The following is a 20,679-nucleotide window of genomic DNA, read 5'->3' on the forward strand; positions in this document are numbered from 1 at the left end:
CTCCGCAGAGGAATGTATTCCTTAACAGAGAATGAAGAAACGGGCGGAATAAAGGCTGCCCGCGAGGCCACGGCGCTGCGCGTCGGACAAGATGCGCAAATATCGCTGCAGCACTTTGATTTGCCGCATGTTTTTGCCCTCTAACCCTATGGGATTAAAGGAAACAGCATAGGGACACTGTTTCAATCTGCTTGCACTCCAGTTGACGCTATCCAACGAGATAGGTCTCGACCATGCCGATTCCTCGCAGGTCCAAGGCGCAACGCCGCTCAAGCGCCCATTCGCCACGAAGAGCGCGCCTCGTCGCCTCGGAGATCTGTATGCAGTCGGCAATCCCCTGGGACTCGAGGCGGCTCGCGATGTTCACCGTTTCCCCCCACACGTCGTAGACAAATCGCAGCCGCCCGATGAGCCCGGCGACGACAGCGCCTGAATGTATCCCGATCCGAATCCGAAAACGGTCGGTCCCGGCTTCCGTGTCCTGCAGCGATCGCAGCATGGACATTCCGAGAGCCAAGATCCTGTCGGCGTGATCCGGTGCAGGCTCGGGGATCCCGCAGGCGGCCATATAGGCGTCTCCGATGGTCTTGATCTTCTCGACGCGATGCTGCTCGGTCAGCAGATCGAACTTCCTGAACATCCCGTCGAGGCGCCTGACCAGATCGGACGGGGAGAGCTTTGCCGCAATGGGCGAAAAGCCGACGATATCAGCAAACAGAATGGAGACCTCTTCGAAGCGGTCCGCGATGATCTCTTCGCCATCCTGCAGCCGGGCAACGATCTGGTCTGGCAATATCGCTCGAATGAGCGAATCCGACCGCATCTTTTCCGTTTTTATCTGCTGGAGATAATGGCGTTCCCGATCGAGCCAGCGCTTCTTCTCAAGCGTGGAGTTGATCCGTGCTCGCAAGAGTATCGGATTGAAGGGTTTCGTCAGGTAGTCGTCGGCTCCGGCCTCGATGCAGCGGGCTACCGCCGTGACTTCACTCAGGCCCGATATCATGATGACCGGAACGTGCTGCCACCGCTCCTCGGACTTCAGTCGCGACAGCATCTCGATGCCGTTCATGTCCGGCATGAGAATGTCGAGCAGGATCAGGTCGAACTCGTCTTCGGCCAATTTCGCGAGGGCGGACAGTCCGGATTCGGCGGTGACGACGCAATGGCCCTCGCGTCGCAGCCGCCGGGACAGGAGATCGCGGTTGCTGGCCACGTCGTCGACGAGAAGGATCCTGCCGCCCCGTTCCGGCCATGCAACCTCCTGCGCCTTGAACAGAAGCTGCTCAAGCCCTGCCGCGTCGATCCCGGTGCGTTCCACCGTCTGAAGCATGTCGACGGTCTCGCCGCGCGACAGTCTGGCGATGGCGTCGACTTGCCTCAAGAGCTCCGCCGCCGCCGAAAGTATCACCTGGAGATCCTCGGCCAGCGCATGCTGCTGCGCATCCCTTGCCTCCTCGAGAATCATTTCGGAATAGCCGATGATGGCGTTGAGCGGCGTGCGCAGATCATGCCGGAGCCTTGCCTCGGCCTCCGCTTCCCCCTCCTCCAGAGCGCAGGCCGTGCCATCGAGAAGGCGATCGATAAGGCCGTTCAATTGCTTCGCTGCAGAGCCTATCCGATCCAGGTCGCTCCTTACGTGATGCAGACCCAGATCCCGCGCCTGCTCGACGAGCAGCTCCTGGAAACCCAGGATTGCCCGCGCCGGCCCGGCCAGCCGCTGGTCCACGTGAGCGGCAATCGCCTGGCGCTGAAAGTCGTTGCCGGTGGCCATCTTTCCACCTATGTCGCGAGCAACTGCTCGATCTTACGGACGAGTTGGGGCAAGTCGACCGGCTTGCTGTCGTAATCGTCGCAGCCGGCGGCAAGGGCCATCTCCCGGTCGCTCGCCATGGCGTGCGCCGTCAGCGCGATGACCGGTATTCCCGATGTAAGCGGATTGGCCTTGATCCGCCGCGTTGCTTCCCATCCATCCATCACCGGCAGACTCATATCCATGAGGATGAGGTCCGGCATTTCCGTCTTGGCAAGTTCGACGCCGGCCTTTCCGTTCTCAGCAATCAGCACGTCGAAGCCGCGACGTGACAGCCGCCGCGAAAGCATGTCGCGGTTCATCTCATTGTCTTCCACCAGAAGGATTCTCGTCATTTGCGGCTCTCCTCCTGCCTGTGCTCAGCCGTTCGCGAGGGCGTTGCCGGCCAAGGCGCCCGATCCGATCTGACGCTCGAGTGCCTCGACCAGTTGGGACCTGCTGTTTGCGCCCTTGTTCACGACGGCGACCGCCCGGTCGCGCAACCATTTCAGCTCGTTTGCCGAGAGGTCCTTCGAAGTGACCACCACCACCGGAATGTTCTGCAGCTCCGGAATCCTCTGCATTTCGCTCAGCGTCTGGAATCCATCCATTTCCGGCATCAGAAGGTCGAGCAGCACGAGACGCGGCAGAAGCCGCTTCATCATTTCCAGCCCGCGAATGCCGTCGCTCGCCTCATGTACGGTCCATTTTCTCTTGACCAGAATGCGCCGGAGAAACTCGCGGGAGGCCTGATCGTCGTCGACGATCAGCACGTCGTCCTTGCCGCCCCCGAATGCCTCGATCGTCCGGACCAGTTTGTCGGTGTCGATGGGCTTCGTCAGATATTCGACCGCGCCCAGCGAAAGACCCAGTTCGCGATCCGCAAGGATCGTCGCCAGGATCACCGGGATCGTGCATAATTCGGGATCGTTCTTCAAAGCGCGCAGGACCGACCAGCCGTCCTGATGCGGCATGATGATGTCGAGAATGATTGCGTCTGGCCGATGCTCGCGTGCGGCGACCAATCCCTCCTGTCCGTTCGATGCTTCGATCGAAGCGAGGCCCGCTTCTGCCAGCGCCTTTGCAATAAGGCTGCGCGCAGCCGGCTCGTCGTCGATGATGAGTGCGGTGCGGCCTGACCGTACCTGCGGTGCCGGTGCGGCCGGTGGTCTGTCGGCCTCTCTCTCGCACTGCGCCGGCACCTCCATCGTGAACACCGAACCCTTGCCGACCTCGCTCCTTACGGTGACGACCCCGCCTATCATGCGGCAGAAGCTGCGCGTGATGCTCAGACCGAGGCCCGTGCCGCCGTAGTTTCGGGTGGTGGAAGCATCGGCCTGGGTGAAGGCATTGAAAAGCCGTTCCTGCTGCTCCGGTGTCATGCCGATACCGGTGTCGGAGACCTGGAATACAAGCCAATCACGCTCCGCTCTCTGCTCCCGCCATACCTTCAGGGTCACCCGCCCGCCAGTGGTGAACTTGGCGGCATTGCTGAGCAGGTTGAAAAGGTTCTGGCGCAGCTTGGTCTGGTCGGAATGCATCTCGCCGAGATCGGCCCCGAAGTCCTGCGTGAATTCGTTTCCGTTCTTGGCCATCAACGGCGCGACCGTTGCGGCAACGTCGCGAAGCAATGCGGCAACGCCGAAGGTCTCGCGGAAAACCTCCATTTTGTTCGCCTCGATCTTCGACAGGTCGAGAATGTCGTTGATAAGCGAAAGAAGATGCCTGCCCGCAGACGCTATTTTATCGAGGTCCGGGACAAGCTCCTCATCCCCGTGGTCGCGTGCCTCCTCCATCAGCATCTCGCTGTAGCCGATGATCGCGTTAAGCGGCGTGCGCAACTCGTGGCTCATGGAGGCGAGAAACCGGCTCTTGGCCTCATTTGCCGACTCTGCACGGCTCTTCGCACGCTCGAGTTCAACCTGCCGCTGCTTGAGCTCGGTAATATCGGTGTAGACGGCCACCGTCCCACCGTCCGGAATCTTGCGCTTGCTGATACGAACCCATTTATCGCCGAACCGCTTCTCATCGACGAGCCCGGCAGGATCCCCGTGGAGCCTTACCCGCTCGTCGAGCCACTCCTTCGGCGACTTGCCTTCGAGGTCCACCTGGCCCATCTCCAGGTTCTGCTCCACGATCTCGCGGAAACTCCTGCCGCGAAGCGTATTCGGTGTGTGGCTCGGGAAGATTTCGCAATACTTGCTGTTGGCGACCAGTATCCTGTCTTCGGAGTCGTAGAGGACGAAGCCGTCCGAAATCACCTCGAGCGCGGCCGCGATCGTCCGCCGCTGCCGCTCCGCCTCGTCTTCGAGCTTTTTCTTTTCGATCGCGCTTTCCCGGAAAAGCGAAAGCGTCCTTGCCATTGCTCCGAGTTCGTCGCCGCCCCCCTCGGGGATCTCGACCTCGTAGCGCCCTTCCGTCAGATCGCCGATGACGCGATTGAGACGCCGCAGAGGGCCGACGATCGAGCGCAGGACGAGAAGCGTCAGCAGCGAGCCGATCAGCAACACGCCTCCCACCAGGATGGCGGCGGTCGTGGCGGTCTTCTCGGTTTGCGCGACAACCTCGCTGCGGGCGGCTTCCGCCTCGGCCTTAACCTGTTCGACGAGCCTGTTAAGATCCGCATCGACCTTCCCGCTGTGGGTGCGCGCTTCGGCCAGCAAAGCATTGCCGACGATACGGTTGTCCTGGGTGTAGCTGTCGGCTGCCTGCATCGCCGTCTCTACATAGGCGTCGACCTCGGCGCGAATTTCCTCCACCGCCTCGGGCGCGTGCCTTGCAAGGCGGGCCAGTTGCACCTGCAACCGTTCGCGTGCCTCGTCGGCATTGCGCTGGGAATTCATCAGCAGACTGACGGAGAGGTCCGTCAACCAGTATCTGAGATCGCCAAATGCCACATGGGCCGAGGCTGCCGATGCCGCCCGGTCGAAAAGCTCCCTGGTCTCGGCCATGCGCTCGGCGCTGCGATAAAGCGCCTGCGTGAGAAACAGGGATGAAAGAACAAGGCTGATCAGGCCGGCCGCCGTAAGCGCAGCCACGCGGGCAGAGATCGGCAGATCGGTGATCCGGCTGTCGAGCCGTTTCGCGGGCCCGCCGGCCTCTGCCGACCGCAGCTCATGCCCGAGCGCGCTCATTTGAACAAGACGATGCTGATGGCACCGCCCAGATCACCGGCCTTGCCGCCTTCCTTCGGATAGCCGGTGACGTCGATTTCGCCTTTCGGCGAACCGTGACAGGAAAGGCACGACTCCGTGTAATATTCCGGCAGCAGCATCCGGAAGGCAGGACGGCCGTCCACCTGCGTCACTTCCGTATAGAGTTCACCCTTCGGCCTCTGCGGATCCGAAAAGACCTCCTTGATGACCCGCGCTTCCCAAGCGTCGGGAAGCGACTTGCGGTTGCGGACCAGCACCTCCGGCGCCGTAACGCGGACCAGCGCCTCATTGCCCGCCTTGACGGCAAATTTCTCGTTCATCAGGCGCGCGAAAATGGCCGGGACGAAGCCCTTGAACCCGATTCCGGGCCGGTTTATGTCGTCCTGCTCTTCGTTCACGACCTCCCGCATCGCCTCGATCTGCGCCTGCAGAAGCTTGCGATCGCGCTCGCCGAGGTCATCCGAGGTCAACCTGTGGCCGGTGCGCTCCGCATAGAGGGCGATCGTCTCGGCAGTGAAACGCTCGCCGTCGAGCTTCTTGTCTCCGATTGCAGGATCATTGATGAGCGACTGGTAGTTGGAAAGGACGTTCCGGGCGGCACGCAGCAACTCGGCGAGCCGTGTACCGGTGGCGATATCGGCGGCGTCCTCAGCAGCAACCGAAGGTACGAAGAGCGCGCAACCGCACAATACGGCAACCATGCAGTTTCGCGCCAGGGCTGAAAGGGCTTCCATGTTCTCTCCCCCCAGGAGGAAGCACAAGCCGGGAGGATATCACAGGAGGGCCGGCGGAAGGAGTCATCAGGATTCGCGCTCTCGCGCTCAAGCCTTGATCCGACTGCCGTGATTCAAAGCACATCGATGCGGGCAGCCGCATAAGCGGGCAGGTCGAGCCTGTCGCCTTGGTGCGCTTTCGCCTCCGGTTCTTTCGCGCCATCGCGCAACCAGGTCTCGTCGACAAGCGTAAGCCTGCGCGCGCCAACCTCGGAAAGCGTCACCCGTTGCGGATCGGGTGTGAGATTCGCAAGCAGCAAGGTGGTCGTTCCGTTCAATGTCGAACCAAGCCCGACAACGCGCTCGGGCGCGGATGTTTCAACCGCGATCCGTGCGCCGTCAGAAAGCTGCGTGAGCCAGTGCAGCACATGAAACAACGGTCTCGTCCGACCGGCTCCGACCGGCTCCCCGGCGCCGGCGATCAGTCCGAATGATCCGGCGAGCGTCGAAAGCGTCAGTAGCTCGGGCTCCGCATCGGCGACCGCCGCGGCGTAGGCAAGCGTCCACGCCGCTCCGAAGAGAGCGTTATGTCGCGGGTCCTTCGCCGCCATGGCGATCCGTTTGCCTAACCGATTGTCCTTCGTCGCATTGCCATAGGGGTTCTGGCGCATGGCGATCGTGGAAGGACCGATGCGATAGGGCTTCGCGCCGTAAATGGCGCGAACGGACCGGGTTACGTCCCGGAGTGCCTCGAAGGTCTGCATCACGCTTATGTCGTCGGCGGCATGGACGATCGGATTGGTGCAGTGGGTGACGTAGGAAAGCCCTTCGGCGGGCACGCGCTTGCGGTTGAGTTCGGTGAAATAGCTGAACATGCCGCCGCCGATCGGCACGCCCGGAAATGCCTTCCGAGCGGCCGCATAGACTTGTTCGAGCGGCGGGCATTCCGGCCAGATGCTGCCGGGCGGGGTCGACTGCCGGTCGACCGATGGGGAGACGGCAAGGCTTGCGAGCGTGAGGCCGCTTTGGCGCACCAGCTGCGCGATCTCGCCGAGTTCCTCTTCCAAGGGCCGCCTGCACGGAACGAAACATTCGAGCATCACCACGCAGCCCGCCGTATCCGCCACCTCCCGGAAATGGCGAAGAGCGGCCGTACCGTGACCGGCGTCCGGGTCGAAGTGACAGACGAGATGCCGTGCGCCCAGCTGCTTCAGAAGACCCGCATGGTGCCGCTCTTCGGCTGCAGTGTCGGGCCGCAGACCGACGCCGATCTGGGGTAATCGCCCGGCGTCGCGCCTGAGTGAGAGACGGATCTCTTCCTGCCCTCGCTCTTCCGCTCCAGGCGCCTCCCCCGCCGTGCGGATCGAAAGCGTCACGCTCTGCTGTACCGTCTCTCCCGCCTTCATTAGATAGGGCCAGGGCAGTTCCAGCGGGCGAACGTAGGTCTTGTAGGAGCCGTCGGTCCAGTTCCGCTGATCCTCCATCTCGAACACGTCGCCGGCGAAGCGGCACTCGGCCCTGATGCCGGACGAAACGTCGTGCGTGATCGCCGCGATCTCCTTGAATGGCTGCCAGGGCTCGATGAGTTCAGGAAAGACGGACTGTTCAACCGTGCCGTCTCCATGCTCCACATCGACGGGCCGCCCGGCCAGATCGGCGATCGGATGCAGGACTGCGAAGCCGGCGCGCGCCGTTTCGAAATCGCGGTCCGGCGTGAAGCACGCGTCGAAGGCGAGGCGATCGGGCGTCAGGTCAATGGTTGCGCTGCAAACGAGGAGAGCCCCATCCGGCGACCGGAACCGGGCTGAATAACGAATGGTCGTTCCCGTGTGGCCATCTTCGACGGTCAGATCGCCGATTGTCGCCTCGCAGGTGCCCCAATCCCGGTCACGAACGAGAAAGGAGATGGCCCTGAGCACTTCTTTCCCGGCAAAGCGGATGCCGCGCAGATTGCCGCCCACGACCTCGGCGCTCAAGCGGCCTGCCTCGATCCTGCGCGTCTCCGGCTCCTTCTCGTCGGTGCCGCAGAGGAGAAAGGCACGAGAAACCATCATCCGAGAACCTCCGCCAGTGAAACGGTCCGGCTCTCGGCCGCGCTCAGATAGGAGGCCTCCACAAGCGCGAAGGTCTGGAGATTGTCGCGGCCGGACGTATCGGGCTCGCGCCCGGACTGCAAGGTTTCGACCCAATGCTGCTGGATAAGCGCAACGCTTTCCTGAATGTTGTGCCAGGGAGGCGACGCCCAGGAGAGGACGGGCGGCTCCACATTCGTCAGCGCCGTCCCGCCCTTCGAGTGCACCGCAAGGCGATAGCCCTGCGTTAGCCGCAGGGTGCCCTCGCTCCCGTCCACCTCGATGAGAGTTTCGGGAAAGGGCTCGACCGGCAACCTGGTCGCGTAACTGCAGTCGACGATCGAGGTGATCCCTCCGTCATGGTCCAGGAGCATCGTCGCGACATCCTCGCCGGCAATCGCCGGATTGACCCGGCGTGTGCGCGCGGTCACCGCCGTTGCGTCGCCGAAGATGTAGCGTGCGACGTCGAGCGCATGAATGCCGAGATCTTCGATGATGAAGCGCTTGCCCGTGGCGAGATAGGGTTGGCCGGAAAAGACGTCATAGCCGGACCGGAAGCTTACCCGTCCCCAGAACACATCGCCGATCGCGCCGCTGTCGATCGCCGTCTTTACCGCCCTTATCGGCGACTGCCAGCGGAAATTCTCGTGGACCATGAACGGCACGCCTGATTTCGCGCAGGCGGAGACCATTGCCTTGGCGTCTTCCATGGTGGGCGCGATCGGCTTCTGGCAGATCGTCGCGATCCCGTGTCGCGCGGCCATTTCCACCAACGCCCGGTGGCTTCCGGCCGTCGTGGCGATGTCGACGAAATCGAAGCCGCCATCGGCAAAAAGATCTTCGGCCGAGGTGTAGCGCCGCTGAATGCCGAACGCGTCGCCGACCGCCTTCAGCCGCTCCGGATCGCGATCGCAGATGGCAACGATGCGCGCCCCTTCGGCGTCGCGCCAGCCATGCATCTGGTTGACCGCGAAGAAACCGCAGCCGATCAGCGCGCCTTTGAGATCACTCATGCGGTCGCCCTCTAAGCTCAAAGTGCCCCTCCCCAATCCTCACCCCTTTTTCGCAAGCTGCATCAGCGTGACCTGCTGCTGCAGTCGGCGTTGCGCCTGATCCACGACGACGGCGACGATAATCACGATCCCCTTGATGACCATCTGCCAGAAAGAGGAAATGCCCATCATGACGAGACCGTCAGAAAGGATGCCGATAACGAAGGCGCCGATAATGGTGCCGCCGATCGTCCCGCGGCCACCGGACATCGACGTGCCTCCGAGAACCGCTGCGGCGATGGCATTCAGCTCGAAGGAATTGCCCGTCGCCGGGTGTGAGGCCATCAGCTCCGACGAGATGACCAGGCCGACAATCGCGGCGCAGAAGCCGGAGAACATGTAAACGAACATCTTCACCCGATCGACCCGGATACCGGACATGCGGGCGGCGCGCTCGTTGCCGCCGACGGCGAAGATGTGCCGGCCGATCGGCGTGTACCGCGCGACGTAAGCGGCGGCGAGCGCCACGACGATGAGGATCCAGATCGAAACCGGCAGTCCGAGAAGCCGGCCGGAGCCGAGGAAGGCGAACCCCGTGGTCGCGAGCTCCGGCTTGCCGACGAGGTTGGGAAAGGTCTGGCCGCCCGAAGAGAGCAGCGCAAAGCCCCGCGCGACATAGAGCGTGCCGAGCGTGGCGATGAAGGGTGCGACGTTGAGCTTGGTGATCAGCAATCCGTTGACCGCACCGATGACGATGCCGACGGCGAGCGTGATGAGGCAGACCTCGACGACGTTGAAATAGACCGTGTAGCCGAACTGCAGGTCGATGCCATTGAGGATGAGTCCGCCGGCGACCATGCCGCAGAGCCCGACGATCGAACCGACGGAAAGATCGATGCCGCCGGTTATGATGACGAAGGTCATGCCCATGGCCAGAAAGGCATTCAGCGCCACGTGCTTCGACATCAGGATGATATTCGCAGTCGAAAGAAAGTTCGGTGCGAAAACCGAGAAGAAGGCGATCACCGCGAAGAGGGCGATGAACGTTCTGAGTTTCATCAATGTGAGCAGCACCGAGCCGCTCGCGGCGTCCGTGGCGTCGGTGGTCGTCGTTGCCGTCGTCGTCATCAGGCGTGTTCCCTTGTCGTTTTATGACCTTCGGCCGAAGCCTTCACGATCATCTCCTCCGTCGCCTCAACGCGGTCAACGACTGCGACCAGCCGTCCGTTGCTCATGACGGCGATCCGGTCGGAGAGCGCCATGACCTCTTCGAGGTCGGAGGTGGAAAAGAGGATTGCGAGCCCCTCGCCGGCAAGCCGCCGCATCGTGCGGAAGACATCGGCCTTGGCGCCGACATCGATGCCGCGGCTGGGCTCGTCCATCAGCAGCACCTTCGGCTTCGTCATCAGGGCCTTGCCGATGACGACCTTCTGTTGGTTGCCGCCAGACATGGAGGTCACTTCGAAATCCGGGTTAGGGGCTTTGATGGAGAGGTCGCGAATGGCCGCCGCAATCGTGGCCTGCTCCCGCGCGCCGACGATATGGAAGCCGAAACGGACGAAGCGGTCGAGGCTCGCAAGCGTCAGGTTGCTGGCGATCGAAAGTGCCTGGACGAGGCCCTCGCGCTGGCGATCTTCCGGTATGAGCGCCAAACCCGCACCGATCCTTCCGGAGGTGTCGCTGGCGTCGACCTCCGTCCCGTCGACAAAGACCCGCCCCGAGCAATGCGGGTGCTGGCCCATGACGCATTCGAAGAACTCGCTGCGGCCCGCCCCCATCAGTCCGTATATCCCCAATACCTCGCCGGCACGCACCGAGATCGAGACATGATCGACCGCGAGGCCGCCGGTCCGGCGCGGCAGGCAGATCTCCTCGGCCCGGAACGCCTCGTCGCCGAGACGGTGGTCGACCGATTTGGCGAAGTCCTTCGCATCCGAGCCAATCATCGACCGGACGATCCATTTGGTGTCGATGTCCTTGACCATGGCCTGGCCGGTGATCTGCCCATCCCGGAGCACGGTGATGTAGTCGCCGATCCGCATCAGCTCTTCGAGCCGGTGAGAGATGTAGACGATCGCCACCCCTTGTGCCTTCAGCTCGCGGATGACCTTGAAAAGGACGTCCACCTCCGCAGCCGAAAGTGCCGATGTCGGTTCGTCGAGAATAAGGATGCGGGTGTCGAGCGAGATCGCCTTTGCGATCTCCACCAGCTGCTGCTGCCCGATCGGCAGATCTTCGACGAGCGTCTCGGCATCGATCCCCGCATCGAGCCTGTCGAGGAACCCGGTGGCCCGCTCGACCTGGGCGCGATGATCTATGCCGCGAATGCCCCGTGTCAGTTCCCGGGTCGCGAAGATGTTCTCGGCAACCGAGAGATTGCCGAACAGATTGAGTTCCTGAAAGACCATGCCGATGCCATTGCGCTGCGCGTCAGCGGGCGAATGGAATTCCACCTCCTGGCCATCGAGCAGGATGCGGCCGAGCGACGGCTTCTCGACACCGGCGATGATCCGCATCAGCGTCGACTTGCCGGCACCGTTTTCGCCGACGAGCACATTCACGGCGCCTCGCCGGAGCGAAAGGTTCGCATGGCGCACCGCAACGATGCCCGAATAGACCTTCGTCACGTCTTCGAGGCGCAGGACGCATTTGTCGTCGTCACCTGGGTGCATGATCATCCGCCCACCGTCAGCTGAGCCGGAACGAACATCGGCAATTGCCCCTTGGCGGGCAGCGGATAGGCGCCGAGAGCGTCGAGCTTCTTGCCGACGAGCCCATCTCGGGACAGCTTTTCCAGCACCAGCCCGTTGATATGCGTGTTGAAGGCCTTGCCGAATTGCGCCCATTCGATCTGGTTCTTGAATTCGTTGAAGTTGACGAAGTCGAGACTGTCACGGATCGCCGTACCGCGGATCGCCGGGCCGATCTGCACGCGCGCATCCGCCTTGCCGTCGTCGTTTGCATCGACCTCGACATAGGCCGAACGCGACTTCGTCTCGGCTGTAACGATGGTGCCGGAAAGACGCGCCGCAAAGGTCCAAGGGGCGCTCCCCTGCTTTTCCTTGTGGCCGTATCTGGCACCCGCCGCCTGCGGATCGCTCTGAGCAAGAGCCGCGACCTCGGTGAATGGACCGGCCTTTTTGTCGAGATAGGGAAGCACCTTGGCGTCCCAGATCTCGGCGACCATGCGATCGGGATTGAAGCCGCCCGATGCAGCCTCCGCGGCCTCTTGGGCAGTCGGCGTCTTGATGATCTTGCAGCCCGAGAGTGCCATCACGCCCGCAGCCACAAGCGTGGCCGCGACCTTAAACTTCGGCATCGAAATTCACTCCATGACAGACGCGCAGCGTATCCGCCGCCTGCCTAAGCATCGGCCCGAAATCGAATCGACTTTCGGAAAGCACGAGGCGTAGGTCCTGATAAGTTGCGACGCGGGATGCGGGCGGAAACCGCACGCTTTTCCCCATCCCGCCGTAGAGCAGGTGCGGACGGTTGCCGCCCGCTCCCGCTCCAACTCTTTGGAACCGATCAATCGGCCAGCGCGAAGGTCTCGAGCTGGTCGGCGTTTTCGCTGTTGATCAGCACGCAGTCCATGAGCTGCTTTTCTTCCGCCGGTGCCTTGCCGGTGGTGATGTATTCGTGAGCCTGTTGCACCGCCATCTGCGCCTGGGCATAGGCCGGCTGCAGGACCGTGGCCTTGATACCGCCGGACTTGATCGAGTCGCGGACGTCGTTCGAACCGTCGAAGCCGACGACGATCACGTCCTTGCGGCCGGCCGCCTGCAATGCGGCGATCGCGCCCATTGCCATCGTGTCGTTGCCGGAGATCACGCCCTTGATGTCGGGGTTCGCCTGAAGGATGGTCTCCATCTTGCTGTAGCCCTCGGTCTGGCTCCAGTTCGCCGATTGCTGCGCCACCATCTTCATCTCGGGATATTCGTCGATGACGTCGTGGTAGCCCTTCGAGCGGATGCCGGCGTTGAGATCGGCTTCGCGGCCGAGCAGCTCGACATAATTGCCGGATTCGCCCATCAGCTTCACGAACTCCTCGGCGCCGAGCTGCGCGCCTTGATAGTTGTTGGAGACGATCTGCGAGACGGCAACGCCGGTCGCGTTGATCTCACGGTCGATCAGGAAGGACGGCACGCCCGCATCTTTCGCCTTCTGAACCGCGGCAATGGACGCTTCCGAGCCCGCATTGTCGAGAATGATCGCTTTCGCGCCGCGGCCGATTGCGGTGTCGATCAGCTGCGACTGCTTGTTGGCATCGTCGTCATGTACGAGGACCAGCGTTTCGTAGCCGAGCTCCTTCGCCTTGGCCTCGGCACCCACCGCTTCGGCCTTGAAGAAGGGATTGTCGTGCGACGGGGTGATAATCGCGATGAGATCGGCCGCGTAGGCCGGAATGGCGGAACCCGCCGCCAAGACCGCCGCAAATGCGGCGATGGTCATTCTGCGTGTCAGTGTCATCTGCATTTCCTCCCAGGTTGAAAAAGTCGGAGCCGTCCTCAGGACTCCCGTATTCCATTCGCGCGCTCAGGTGATGCGCCGGATGCTGTCGGCGATCTCCTGCGGCTCGAAGACGCGTTTCCAGTCTTCGCGCATGAGCATCGGCTTGCCGAATTCGATGGCTTTGTTGCAGGCGTCGGAAAAGACGCCGGGCGTCTCCTCGAAGATCACCGCGCCAAGTACGTTCATGTGGCCGAGCAGGAAGTCGCGCGCTGCTTCTCGCGGCACGCCACGCTTGACGCACTCCTCCATGGCCTCGCGCATGACGACCAGCAGCGAGGCGCAGACCGTTTCCGAAAGGCCGGGCTCCAGGAGTGCGATCTGCTCGACCGTCACCCGATGCGAGCGCATCACCGGCGCCCAGATGACCTTGGCGATCTCCTCGCCGAGCACATAGGCCTCTTCCGGCCCCTGCATCAGCGCGGACACGATATGCTGCCTGGCGGCGACGCCGCCGAAGAAATCGCGCTTGGCCGCCGGGTCCGTCTCGTCGTTGAAGATCGGCGGATGGCAGGGATGGGTTACGAAATAGGTTAGGTCGTCGCGCTCCGGCAGATGACCGGCGAAAGGTGCTGCGGCGTCGAGGACGATGACCATCGTGCCGGGCTTCAGTTTACCCACAATCGCGGACGCGACCTTGCCGATCGCGGTGTCCGGTACCGCCAGGATGACCACTTCGGCGCCATCGAGCGCCTCATCCGCAGGGACGGTCGAGAGCCCGAGCTCCTCGGACAAGCGCGCCCTGCCCGCTTCGCTCACTTCGACATGGCGTACGTCGAAACGCGAGCCTTTGAGGTTCTTGGCCAGACGGCAGCCCATCTTCCCGCCGGCGCCGAACAGGGCAATCGAGGTCATATGCATCTCCTCAGCAATCTTCGTCATCCGATTAGCGCAGCTGGTATGATGAGTCAATGAGTATATCAGCGGATGAAGATCATCGTTCACACGCCGGCCGAGCCGGCAATCGGAGCGTTGCGATTGACAAGTCATCGCTATCGGATTATGACTGACGAAATTCAAAATTCGTCACTCATCATCAGGAGACAGGATGAGCGATCTCGCAGATAACGCCTTGGATGCCGCCCGGCAGGAAAACGTGACGCGGATTCTTGAGGCCGCCGAGCGGCTGTTCCGCTATTACGGCTATGCCAAGACGAACGTCGCCGACATCGCGCGCGAGCTCGATATGTCGCCGGCGAACATCTACCGTTTCTTCGCGTCGAAGACTGAAATCCACCAGGCCCTTTGCTCGCGGATGCTCGATACAAGCTACCAGCAGGCCTACGACATCGCGCAGCTGCCCCTCAGCGCCTCCGAACGGCTGAGGCGCTACGCGCAAGGCCAGCACAAGCTGACCGTGGAGACCATGCTCGACGAGCAGAAAGTCCATGAGATGGTCGTCGTCGCGATCGAGCGCGACTGGCACGTCATCGAGAAACATATCAGCCGTCTCGACGAACTCCTCGCAGGCATCATTCGCGAAGGAATCGATGCCGGAGAGTTCGCCGATCTGGACCCTGCGGTCGCCGCCAGATGCTTCGGCGCCAGCGTCGTCACCCTCTGCCATCCGCAGATCGTCGCGCAGTGTCTTGCCAAGGAAAACCGCGCCACACCCGAGCAACTGATCGAGTTCGCGATCCGGGCGCTGCGGAAATAATGCACGTCCTCCCGAAGCGTGGAGCGGCTTTGCGGCAACGACATGCACAAGAACTGCCGCGCCGCCCATGGCAGTCAGGGCAAGGCGGCCAAGGAGAGTAAGAGCGATGTTTTCACGAAGTGCCCTCAACCGACCGATCGTCGCCCGTCTCCTGACCGCGATCCTGCTCGGTGCCGCTCTCTCCGGCTGCTCGGAAGAGACGGTCGAGACGAAGGAGATCATCCGCCCGGTCAAGGTCGTGGAGATCGCCGCGACCGGCGAGCCGCGGGAGCTTCATTATTCCGGTTCGGTCAGAGCGCGCACGGAAATGAACCTCGGTTTTCGCGTGGGCGGCAAGGTCACCGAACGACTCGTCAATATCGGCGACCGGGTCAAGCCGGGTGACATTCTCGCCCGCGTCGACGCCACCGACTATCAGCTTGCGGTCAGGAGCGCGGAGGCAAATCTTCTCGCCGCTGAAAAGCAGGTGCAGACGACGGGGCTTGCGAAACTCCGGGCCGAACAGCTTTTCAGCAAAGCGTTCTCGTCCCAGGCTCAACTCGACCAGGCAAGGCTGCTTTACGATCAGGCGGTCTCGACTCGAGACGCCGCTGCCTCTTCCCTGGGCCAGGCAAAGAACCAGGTGATCTATACGGACCTCAAGGCCGATCAGAACGGCATCGTCACGGCCGTAAGCGCCGATATCGGGCAGGTTGTCGGAACGGGAACACCCGTGCTGACCGTCGCCGTCGACGGCGAGAAGGAAGTCGAAATCGCAGTGCCCGAAATAGACATCGCCGAATTCAGATCCGGAAAACCGGTCCGGGCACGTTTCTGGTCAAACGACATGCTCGTGCTGGACGGCCATGTGCGCGAAGTCTCCGGCAGTGCCGACCAGCGTTCGCGCACGTTTGCCGTACGCGTCAGCCTGCCGGACGACGAGCGCGTGCTTCTCGGCATGACGGCGACGATCGAGGCGGCTGCAGCAAGCTCGACGCCGCTCGTTTCCATTCCCCTGAGCGCGCTGTCGAAAAAGGACGGCCAGAATATCGTCTGGGTTGTCGACCGTGACTTCTCGACCGTGCATGCACGCCCGGTCAAACTCGCCGATTTCGCCGATAGCGGCGTGCGCGTCGTCGAGGGCCTCGGCGCCGGCGACCTCGTCGTTGCCGCAGGCACACAGTTCATGGCCGAGGATCTGAAGGTGAGACTGCCGGCGGCCCAACCGCAATCGGCCGAACAGCAGTCCGCCCGCGCGGAAACGCCCGAAATCCTCCGTTAGAGCGCCTCTTCGTCGAAACAGAGAAACGCACTAACACCTTGAAACTATGCACTTCCGAACGGAAAACCGGCACCCCGCTTTCCTGGAAGTGCTCAACCACCCACCGATAGAACGGGACGACGATCATGCATGCCTCCACCGGCGATAAGAAACCGTTCAATCTTTCGCGCTGGGCGATCGGGCATCCGAGCATCGCGCGGTTCCTCCTGGCGCTGATCATCGTCACGGGCGCGCTCGGGCTGTTGCGCATGGGGCAACGCGAGGATCCGGAATTCACGTTCCGCGTCATGGTGGTGCAGGCCGTATGGCCCGGGGCATCCATCCAGGAAATGGAAGACCAGGTCGTCAACAAGATCGAGCGCAAGCTGCAGGAAACGCCGCATCTCGATTTCGTCCGCTCCTATACGCGCGCCGGCAGCGCCATCATCACCGTCCAGATCGAGGGCGACACCAACGCAGACGAGGTCGCCGACACGTTCTACCAGGTGCGCAAGAAGGTGGGCGACATCGCCAACGAACTCCCCGACGGCGTGCTGGGCCCCTATTTTAACGACGAGTTCGGCGACACCTTCATCACGCTGCATTCGATCAGCGGCGACGGCTACAGCTATCCGGAACTCAAGCGCTTCGCGGTCGAAGGCCGCGACATGCTGCTGACGACATCAGGCGTCGAGAAGGTGGTAATCCTCGGGGACCAGCCCGAGAGAATCTATATTGACGTTTCTTCCAAGACACTCGCAGAGAGCGGCCTGACATTCAACGACCTGCGCAATGCGGTCGCGGGCCAGAACAATGTCGATTATGCGGGCTCGGTCGACACGGGTGCGCGCTCGGTACGCATCTCCGTCGAAGGAGGTGTCACCAAGGTCGACGACATAAATGAGCTGCGGCTGAGGGCGGGTGACCGGACCATCCGCCTCGGCGACATTGCGACGGTGACGTCCGGGCTGGAAGATCCCTATTCGCGGAAATTCCGTTTCAACGGCCACGACAGCGTTCAGATCGGCGTCGTCATGGCCAAGGGCTTCAACGTCACCGATGTCGGCAAGGCTGTCGACGCTACCTATGAACGTTTCGAGTCCGCGCTCCCCTACGGCGTATCGGTCGATCAGGTCTCCAATCAGCCGGAGGTCGTCACTGAAGCGATCAGCGAGTTCAGTCACGCGCTCGTCGAGGCGCTGATCATCGTCCTCGTCGTCTCTTTCCTGTCGATCGGCTGGCGCTCCGGTCTCGTGATCGCGATCGCCATTCCGCTCGTGCTCGCAGCCACCTTTGCCATCATGTACGAACTCGGGATCGACCTGCAGCGCATCTCGCTTGGGGCGCTGATCATCGCGCTGGGCCTTCTTGTCGACGACGCGATGATCGTGGTCGAGATGATGGAACGGAAACTCGAAGAGGGGCTGGAAAAGATCGATGCCGCGAGCTTCGCCTATTCCTCGACCGCCTTTCCCATGCTCACCGGCACTCTGATCACCACCGCCGGCTTTATCCCTGTCGGCTTCGCGGAATCGACTGCTGGCGAGTATGTCCGCTCGCTCTTCTACGTCGTCGGCATCGCCCTGGTGGTCTCCTGGTTCGTGGCAGTCTATTTCACTCCCTGGCTCGGCTACATGATCCTGAAGCAGCGCCACCACGCCGGCACTCATCACGACGTTTTCGATACGCGCTTCTATCGCCGCCTGAGGACGACCGTCAGCTGGGCAGTGCGCCACCGCATCGTCGTGCTCCTGTTGACGCTCGCCATCTTCGCGGCCAGCCTCTGGGCATTCCAGTTCATTCCGAAGAATTTCTTCCCGCAATCCTCGCGGCCGGAAATCCTCGTCGATCTCTGGCTGCCTGAGGGAACGAGCATCAAGGAGGTCGAAAAACAGGCGAAGGCGCTCGAGGAGCGCATGATGGATGATGAGGACAAGCGCTTCATCGCCACCTATATCGGCGAAGGCGCGCCGCGCTTCTTCCTGCCGCTCGATCAGCAGCTTCGCAACCCCAACTTCGCGCAGCTCCTCGTCATGGCGAAGGACGAGCCAGCCCGCGAGCGGCTGATCGCCAAGCTACGCACGATTCTTGCCGAGGACTTCCCATCAATCCGCAGCAAGGTGGACCGATTGTTCCTGGGCCCGCCGACTGGCTGGCCGGTGCAGATGCGAGTGATGGGACCCGACCGCGAAGTGGTACGCCGCATCGCCGACCAGGTAAGGGCGAAATTCCAGGAAAACCCGCTGCTTGGCGCCGTGCATGACGACTGGCTGGAGCCTGTGCCCGCGATGAAGCTGGTGATCGACCAGGACCGCGCCCGCGCCCTCGGCATCACTTCGCAGCGCATCCGCCAGATGCTGCAGGCGGCAATGTCCGGCGTGCCCCTCGGCAGCTTCCGCGACGGCGAAGAAACGGTCTCGATCGTGGCGCGGGAACCCGCCGGCACCCGTCAGCTGCTCTCTGCCGTCCAGTCGGTCTATGTGCCCACCGATGTCGGTGGGTTCGTCCCCGTCTCGCAGGTCGCCAAGGTCGTGCCGGTCATCGAACAGGGTATCGAGTGGCGGCGGGACCGGCTTCCCACGATCACCGTCCGCGGGACGCTGCCCGACGGCGTGCAGCCGAACGATGTGACCATGAAGCTCTTCGACGAGCTCAAGGGGCTGAGGGACGGCCTGGCACCCGGCTACAAGGTGGAGATCCAGGGCGGTGCCGAAGATAGCGCCGAGAGCCAGGCCTCGATCGCCGCCAAGGCGCCGATCATGCTGGTGGTGATCGTCATCCTCCTGATGGCGCAACTCCAGCACTTCGGCAAGGCGATGCTGGTGCTCGCGACCGGTCCGCTCGGGATCATCGGTGCGGCGGCGGCGCTGCTCGTCAGCGGTGCACCCTTCGGTTTCGTCGCCATCCTGGGCGTCATCGCGCTGCTCGGCATCATCATCCGCAACTCTATCATTCTGGTGGACCAGATCGATCAGGACATCGCCGCCGGGATGGAGCGCCGCGAGGCGATCGTCGGTGCGGCCGTGCGCCGCTTCCGACCGATCATGCTGACGGCGCTCACCGCGGTGCTGGCTCTGATCCCGATCTCCCGCGGCGTATTCTGGGGACCGCTCGCCTATGCGATGATGGGCGGCATCCTGGTCGCCACCGTTCTGACCATCCTCGTGCTGCCGGCCGGCTACGCACTCTTTTTCGGCAAGGAACCGAAGACACGCAAAACGGACCCGGAGCCCGCCGCGCAGATCGGTGCGGACCAGGACCGCGAGGGCTACCCGGTCCCGCTTGCGGCGGAATGAATTTCGAGACCGGTCGACGCGGGCCGCGATGCCCCGGCGTGACCCGATATCGCCCCGCCTGCGCGAGCACCCGCAGGCGGACCATTATTGCCTGATTCTGTCGAAATCAAAATAATGTGATAATGCTCCTGGAATTCGATCTTATAATGGAAACGGACGAGCGGAGGCAGGAGAGGAATGAACACGATCATGTTCCCGCAGAGGGACTCGCGCGAGGAAACCGCAGCACTTCGCGCACAGATCCTCGACAAGCTGTCACAATTGTCCTGGGATGGGCTCTCATTCAAACACCCCGTCCCGGGCCTGTCGCTCTATCGGATCGTCGAGCCGGCCGGCCCCTTTTCGAGCGTATACGAGCCGAGCCTCTCCTTCATCATAAAGGGAAGCAAGAATGTCCGCGTTGGCAACGAGACGCTCGTCTACGATGAAGGCTGCTTCTTCCTGACCGCCGTAGGCCTTCCCGTTACCGCACAGATCTGCGCGGCAAGCGAAGGGGAGCCCTACGTCGCCGCGGCCTTGCGCCTGGACATGGAAAAAGTGCGGCGCATCATAGCGGATCACGACATATACCCGACCGACATTCCCGAACGCGATCTGGGCGTCGCCGTCGGCACCGCCACCCGCGAGCTCTTCGACGCCCTGTTCCGGCTGATTTCGCTTGCGAATTCGCCGGCGGACATTCCCTTCCTCGCCGGCCATATCCAGAACGAGATCATTTATCGGCTTCTCACCGGCGAGCAGGGGGCCCGGCTGCGGCGCTTCGCGCTCGCGGGCACGAACAGCAACCGCGTGGCCAAAGCCGTCGCGTGGTTGAGGGAAAACTACACCAAGCCGCTGCGGGTGGAGGAGCTGGCCGAGATTGCCAATATGGGCGTCTCCACGCTGCACCACCACTTTCGTGCGATGACTGCGATGAGCCCGCTGCAGTTCCAGAAACATCTGCGACTGCACCACGCACGGGAACTGATGCTTTCCCAGTCGCTCGATGCGGCGACGGCTGCGCTGCGGGTCGGCTACGAAAGCCCGACCCAGTTCAACCGGGAATACCGCCGGGCCTTCGGCCACCCGCCGCTGCGCGACATCAGGGCAATTCTCAATTCCGGCGATTCGACCAGGCGGAACTCCGCAGGCTGAGTAATCGGCGCGCGGCAGCGATGATCACGATCCCGTCATCCCGGCAGGAATGGGCAATAATTCGGCAGGATTGAACCTATCAGTCCGCGGGATGGTCTTCTAAGCTCCGGGTCTCGTTCATG

General features: G+C 62.5%; 15 protein-coding genes. 4 read left to right on the plus strand and 11 right to left on the minus strand.

Features of this window, described 5'->3' with window-relative positions; translation table 11 throughout:
- Positions 1–208 precede the first annotated feature (208 nt).
- The 11 genes from SINAR_RS0104480 to SINAR_RS0104535 all read right to left on the minus strand — a co-directional run bounded on the left by SINAR_RS0104480 (position 209) and on the right by SINAR_RS0104535 (position 14,085).
- Positions 209–1,771: an adenylate/guanylate cyclase domain-containing protein gene (locus SINAR_RS0104480; protein ID WP_027997951.1), complete on the minus strand. Its 1,563-nt coding sequence runs from the start codon at positions 1,769–1,771 to the stop codon at positions 209–211.
- A gap of 8 nt (positions 1,772–1,779) precedes the next feature.
- Complete coding sequence (locus tag SINAR_RS0104485) at positions 1,780–2,145, minus strand: response regulator (protein ID WP_027997952.1); 366 nt, start codon at positions 2,143–2,145, stop codon at positions 1,780–1,782.
- 24 nt (positions 2,146–2,169) lie between these two features.
- Complete coding sequence (locus tag SINAR_RS0104490) at positions 2,170–4,923, minus strand: response regulator (RefSeq protein ID WP_027997953.1); 2,754 nt, start codon at positions 4,921–4,923, stop codon at positions 2,170–2,172.
- A complete protein-coding gene (locus SINAR_RS0104495; protein WP_027997954.1) occupies positions 4,920–5,678 on the minus strand; it encodes a Tll0287-like domain-containing protein in 759 nt (252 codons plus the stop codon). Before SINAR_RS0104495 ends, SINAR_RS0104490 begins: the two co-directional genes overlap by 4 nt.
- Positions 5,679–5,791: 113 nt before the next feature.
- Positions 5,792–7,711, minus strand: coding sequence for a D-apionate lactonase (apnL, locus tag SINAR_RS0104500; RefSeq protein WP_027997955.1), 1,920 nt, complete (start codon positions 7,709–7,711; stop codon positions 5,792–5,794).
- Positions 7,708–8,742, minus strand: coding sequence for a Gfo/Idh/MocA family protein (locus tag SINAR_RS0104505; RefSeq protein ID WP_027997956.1), 1,035 nt, complete (start codon positions 8,740–8,742; stop codon positions 7,708–7,710). The genes apnL and SINAR_RS0104505 overlap by 4 nt, the downstream gene beginning before the upstream one ends.
- 39 nt (positions 8,743–8,781) lie before the next feature.
- Positions 8,782–9,849: an ABC transporter permease gene (locus SINAR_RS0104510; RefSeq protein WP_027997957.1), complete on the minus strand. Its 1,068-nt coding sequence runs from the start codon at positions 9,847–9,849 to the stop codon at positions 8,782–8,784.
- The gene (locus SINAR_RS0104515) at positions 9,849–11,399 is read right to left on the minus strand and encodes a sugar ABC transporter ATP-binding protein (RefSeq protein ID WP_027997958.1); all 1,551 of its coding nucleotides are present in this window, start codon (positions 11,397–11,399) and stop codon (positions 9,849–9,851) included. Before SINAR_RS0104515 ends, SINAR_RS0104510 begins: the two co-directional genes overlap by 1 nt.
- Positions 11,396–12,040 carry a DUF2291 family protein gene (locus SINAR_RS0104520; RefSeq protein WP_027997959.1) on the minus strand — a complete coding sequence of 215 codons (645 nt, stop codon included), beginning with the start codon at positions 12,038–12,040 and terminating at the stop codon, positions 11,396–11,398. The genes SINAR_RS0104515 and SINAR_RS0104520 overlap by 4 nt, the downstream gene beginning before the upstream one ends.
- A gap of 209 nt (positions 12,041–12,249) precedes the next feature.
- Complete coding sequence (locus SINAR_RS0104530; protein ID WP_027997960.1) at positions 12,250–13,191, minus strand: D-ribose ABC transporter substrate-binding protein; 942 nt, start codon at positions 13,189–13,191, stop codon at positions 12,250–12,252.
- A gap of 66 nt (positions 13,192–13,257) precedes the next feature.
- A complete protein-coding gene (locus SINAR_RS0104535; protein WP_027997961.1) occupies positions 13,258–14,085 on the minus strand; it encodes a phosphogluconate dehydrogenase C-terminal domain-containing protein in 828 nt (275 codons plus the stop codon).
- A 193-nt stretch (positions 14,086–14,278) separates the two neighbouring features.
- Here SINAR_RS0104535 and SINAR_RS0104540 point away from each other — a divergent pair, with 193 nt between their 5' ends.
- The 4 genes from SINAR_RS0104540 to SINAR_RS0104555 all read left to right on the plus strand — a co-directional run bounded on the left by SINAR_RS0104540 (position 14,279) and on the right by SINAR_RS0104555 (position 20,557).
- On the plus strand, positions 14,279–14,887 hold the full coding sequence (locus SINAR_RS0104540; RefSeq protein WP_027997962.1) for a TetR/AcrR family transcriptional regulator: 609 nt from the start codon (positions 14,279–14,281) through the stop codon (positions 14,885–14,887).
- 106 nt (positions 14,888–14,993) lie between these two features.
- The gene (locus SINAR_RS0104545; RefSeq protein ID WP_027997963.1) at positions 14,994–16,148 is read left to right on the plus strand and encodes an efflux RND transporter periplasmic adaptor subunit; all 1,155 of its coding nucleotides are present in this window, start codon (positions 14,994–14,996) and stop codon (positions 16,146–16,148) included.
- 125 nt (positions 16,149–16,273) lie between these two features.
- Positions 16,274–19,423, plus strand: coding sequence for an efflux RND transporter permease subunit (locus SINAR_RS0104550; RefSeq protein ID WP_027997964.1), 3,150 nt, complete (start codon positions 16,274–16,276; stop codon positions 19,421–19,423).
- Positions 19,424–19,600: 177 nt separating this feature from the next.
- Positions 19,601–20,557, plus strand: coding sequence for an AraC family transcriptional regulator (locus SINAR_RS0104555; RefSeq protein ID WP_027997965.1), 957 nt, complete (start codon positions 19,601–19,603; stop codon positions 20,555–20,557).
- The last annotated feature ends 122 nt before the right edge of the window (positions 20,558–20,679 follow it).

Source organism: Sinorhizobium arboris LMG 14919 (assembly GCF_000427465.1).
GTDB lineage: Bacteria > Pseudomonadota > Alphaproteobacteria > Rhizobiales > Rhizobiaceae > Sinorhizobium > Sinorhizobium arboris.